At 37.8% G+C, this 3,656-nt stretch carries 5 protein-coding genes; 2 read left to right on the top strand and 3 right to left on the bottom strand.

The features are described 5' to 3' along the window. The first annotated feature begins 261 nt into the window (after positions 1 to 261). On the top strand, positions 262 to 558 hold the full coding sequence (locus tag FJR37_RS06000; protein ID WP_168465555.1) for a fertility inhibition FinO-like protein: 297 nt from the start codon (positions 262 to 264) through the stop codon (positions 556 to 558). 342 nt (positions 559 to 900) lie between these two features. Here the strand turns inward: FJR37_RS06000 and FJR37_RS05995 are convergent, their stop codons facing one another. Both FJR37_RS05995 and FJR37_RS05990 read right to left on the bottom strand, forming a co-directional pair. Then, positions 901 to 1,476 carry a hypothetical protein gene (locus FJR37_RS05995; RefSeq protein WP_168465503.1) on the bottom strand — a complete coding sequence of 192 codons (576 nt, stop codon included), beginning with the start codon at positions 1,474 to 1,476 and terminating at the stop codon, positions 901 to 903. Then, entirely contained in the window at positions 1,385 to 1,795 is a 411-nt protein-coding gene (locus FJR37_RS05990) for a hypothetical protein (RefSeq protein ID WP_254434522.1), read from the bottom strand. The genes FJR37_RS05995 and FJR37_RS05990 overlap by 92 nt, the downstream gene beginning before the upstream one ends. 369 nt (positions 1,796 to 2,164) lie before the next feature. Here FJR37_RS05990 and FJR37_RS05985 point away from each other — a divergent pair, with 369 nt between their 5' ends. Next, positions 2,165 to 3,124: a hypothetical protein gene (locus FJR37_RS05985; protein ID WP_027405009.1), complete on the top strand. Its 960-nt coding sequence runs from the start codon at positions 2,165 to 2,167 to the stop codon at positions 3,122 to 3,124. Between the two features lie 126 nt (positions 3,125 to 3,250). Here the strand turns inward: FJR37_RS05985 and FJR37_RS05980 are convergent, their stop codons facing one another. Continuing rightward, positions 3,251 to 3,427 (bottom strand): hypothetical protein, encoded by a 177-nt coding sequence (locus FJR37_RS05980; protein WP_235334477.1) that lies wholly within the window; start codon positions 3,425 to 3,427, stop codon positions 3,251 to 3,253. Between the last annotated feature and the right edge of the window lie 229 nt (positions 3,428 to 3,656).

The following is a 3,656-nucleotide window of genomic DNA, read 5'->3' as shown; positions in this document are numbered from 1 at the left end:
GCCGGATATTCTAGGGGCATTTATTGGAGCAATAGTAGATATAGCTATCGTAAAAGATGGGAGGGATGGAGTTATTGAAGTTGGAACCACAGGTTAGACCTCGATTACAATATAATCAAAATTTATTACTGTGTTTGAAACTATTGGCGAACTGCTTGTAGCAGCTTAGGCGATAGCGAAGCGCGACCTAGTAATCGCAACTGGTGGAATCAGTAAAAAATGTGGATTAATTAATTCAGCTAATTTATAGAGGATGTATTTATGATTGAAGGAAAATTAGAACTAACTATCAAAATCAACGAACTGCCAGAAGAAGTTAAAACTGTAGAAAATGGTTGGCAACAATTTGAGATTGACTGCGATGGAAGGATAATTAGCGTTACGGTTAAACCTAAAGTTTGGAAGAAATTGACCGACGCACAAGCCAATTATCCTCAGTGGGTTGGTGCTATTGCTGGGAAAATGGGAGAGGCAACTAATAACGGTTTTGTGTTATTAGAACCTAATGTCCAGACTTTTGAGAAAAAGCCAAAGCCATCCTCTGAAGTTACAACTTAAACAATAATGCAATTCTTCAAGAATTACAAACACTCAATCTCAATTAAATTCGGTACTACAGAGGCGATCGCTACTGGATGCTCTAGGTTGTAATTGGCGATTCCTGCAGAGCGCTAGTAGTCTGTCAATCCAAAAATGACGGGTAAAGGCAAGTAGGGGGAGAAGAGGGGTAGGGGGAGTAGGGGAGGGAAAACAGAAGTTTTTCCTATTATTACCCGTCAAAATAAATTTGACGAACTACTAGTTCACCCCACTTCCCCCACTTCCCCCACTTCCCCCACTTCCCCTACTTCCCCTACTCCCCCCACTTCCCCCACTTCCCCTACTTCCCCTACCTAACAATTAATCAAAGACACAATTAGGCGTTAAGTCTAACCTTTCCGTCAAGGTTTCATAATAATTATAATCACCATCCCAAGCACCTAAACCAGCGCTTATGCCTTCATAAGTTGCAAAGAAATTAATTCCATTTAAGGTAATCTTACCTTGGCTGCTAGTAGTCCCTTCTCGGCTATTTGTATTATCAGCGCCACCAAAATAGAGATAAGTATTTGGCGGTAATCCGACAATTAACAAATCTCCGTTATTGTATTTGCAAATACTTCCAGAAGGAGGTCTAGGTGTAGGCGTTGGCGTTGGCGTTGGCGTTGGCGTTGGTGTTGGTGTCGGTGTAGTTGTTGGTGTAGTTGTTGGTGTAGTTGTTGGTGTAGTTGTCGGTGTGGTTGTCGGTGTGGTTGTCGGTGTAGTTGTCGGTGTAGTTGTCGGTGTGGGTGTAGGATTACCAGAAACAAGAAGAATGGTATTAGTCCCGAAAGCGATCGCATTTTCAGCAATCCACTGAGTAACAGTTTTTGTAATTCCTGTAACCGTGGTATTTATTTCTGGTGGATAGCCGACATACTTGATTACCTTCAACATAATCAACACTGGCAGGTTTGTTATCAAAACTAGCGGGTTCATTACCAATACCAGTAGCTCGATTACGTTTCTGATAATATCTATTCCTTTCAGCAAGTAAGTCATCTACGGTATAACCTAAACCTGCAATAAACTTATCAAACTTGGCTTGATCCATCTTATGAATGTCATGAGTTAACCATTCTGCTTCAAAGATTTTATAACCTTCCTCACCTTTAACACGATTATCAATCTTGTACTGTTCCCAAGCCAAAACTCGAATTCCATCCTTGAGTTGAGAAAGTTTCTTGTCAGCTTTGGAAAGAATGTTGATAGCCATAACAAAACCTCGAAAACAACGCCCCCTCTGCGCGATAGCGCCCCTACCGATAACTTCCGGGTAACTCAAGACTATGGCTTACGCCACGCTGCGCTATCAATGCCAATAGGGGGCTGATTACCTATGTTTACAATGCTGATAATATTGATAATACTTCGGGGTTCTCAAGTGAATGAGCAGTGAAGCGATAGCAAAGCGCTCCGTAGGAATCGCCAAACCATACTAAATTATCAACGCCAGGGGCATTATTAATTATACTAAATTTTGCAGTATATAAATCTCAGACAATATCATACTATTGACAACAAAATTAATGGTATCATAAAGAAGTTGGGGATTTATTATAAATCCCAAAAACCGGGGGCAAATATGACAGAAGCAACAGCGAACTATGATCAAACATGGAAAGAAGCTATAGGACAATATTTTGAATCATTTCTACAATTCTTTTATCCAAAAATATACGAACAAATTGACTGGAGTAAACCCCCTATTTCTTTAGATAAAGAACTAGAACAAATTACTGCATCTAGTCAAACAAAAAAACGTTATGCGGATAAATTGTTTCAAGTCTGGTTATTGAATAATGAAATAATTTGGATTTTGATTCATATAGAAGTCCAAAGTCAATATGATAAACAGTTTCCTCAAAGAATGTTTATCTATAATTATCGTTCATTTGATTTATTTAATAAACCAGTAATAAGTTTAGCAATATTAGGAGATGAAAACAAAAGTTGGCGACCAAATAGTTATGAATACGGTTTAGGGGATAGTGAAGTTAAAATCAAATTCAGTACAGTGAAACTGCTAGACTATCAATGGGAAGAACTAGCTGCAAGTAACAATCTGTTTGCTATAATAGTAATGGCACATCTGAAAACCAAAGTCACTACTAAGGACTTAACGCAAAGAGAACAATGGAAATGGAACTTAGTCAGACCATTGTATCAAAAAGGCTTAACTAAATTTGACATTATTAATTTAGTCAAGTTCATTGATAAAATGATGACGTTACCACCACCATTGCAATTAGAGTTTAACCATAAATTAGAACAACACGAAAAGGAGTTAAATATGCCTTTCCTCAGCACTATTGAAGAACTTGCAGAAGAAAGAGGACAAGTAAAAGGTGCTAAAGAAACCTGCCAACAAAACATTTTTGATTTACTAGAAAATCGCTTTGGTACTTTACCTGAAAAATTAATGGAAACTCTCAAAGAAATTAATGATTTAATGGCTTTAAAAAACCTACATTTAAAAACCATTAGCGTTAATTCACTGGATGAGTTTCAAACATTAATTAACGCAGTATTACAGCCAAAATAATGCTGTTATGTCCCTGATTTATGATTTTATCAAAAGTCAGGGATAAACAAGCAGAATACTAATGTTCAAAAATTATTACTCTTAGTATCTAGCAATTGATTAAATGTAGACAATTGTTTGAATTAATTATTCAGGTAAACAAGAAATCACTTCCAAATCAAGTTCCTTACCTACAGATTCAATTTGTTTCCATACTTCAGCATTATCAACAAACAATCGTTTCACATAGAGTCTGAGTTTAGTATCAGGTAATGACAACATTCTCATCCCCAAATTCTCGGCATCCTGTTTAACGGTTCTCACAGATTCCAATAAATCATCACCATATTTATTCTGATTCTTTCATGTTTTTAGGGACTCTTCCCCTAACCTCTCTAGTTTCTTCTGCCATCCTAATTTGAAGCCCAAGCTGGGGGTCACGTGGTCGGGTAGCAGGACTATATCGCTATAATCCCACCCCCTCAGAATCGGACGTGCGCCTTACCTGTAAGAACCTGCAATTATAATCGCCTCGACCTGCAATCATCGCTAT

The organism is Aphanizomenon sp. UHCC 0183 (genome assembly GCF_009712065.1).
Taxonomy (GTDB): domain Bacteria; phylum Cyanobacteriota; class Cyanobacteriia; order Cyanobacteriales; family Nostocaceae; genus Dolichospermum; species Dolichospermum heterosporum.
Note: the sequence above shows the minus strand (reverse complement) of the source record. Positions and strands in the feature narration are given on the sequence as shown.

Bases quoted from the DNA above. Each gene is read 5' to 3' on its own strand.
- FJR37_RS05985 (WP_027405009.1), top strand. From the start codon at position 2,165: ATGACAGAAGCAACAGCGAACTATGATCAAACATGGAAAGAAGCTATA.
- FJR37_RS05995 (WP_168465503.1), bottom strand. From the start codon at position 1,476: ATGTTGAAGGTAATCAAGTATGTCGGCTATCCACCAGAAATAAATACC.
- FJR37_RS05990 (WP_254434522.1), bottom strand. From the start codon at position 1,795: ATGGCTATCAACATTCTTTCCAAAGCTGACAAGAAACTTTCTCAACTC.
- FJR37_RS06000 (WP_168465555.1), top strand. From the start codon at position 262: ATGATTGAAGGAAAATTAGAACTAACTATCAAAATCAACGAACTGCCA.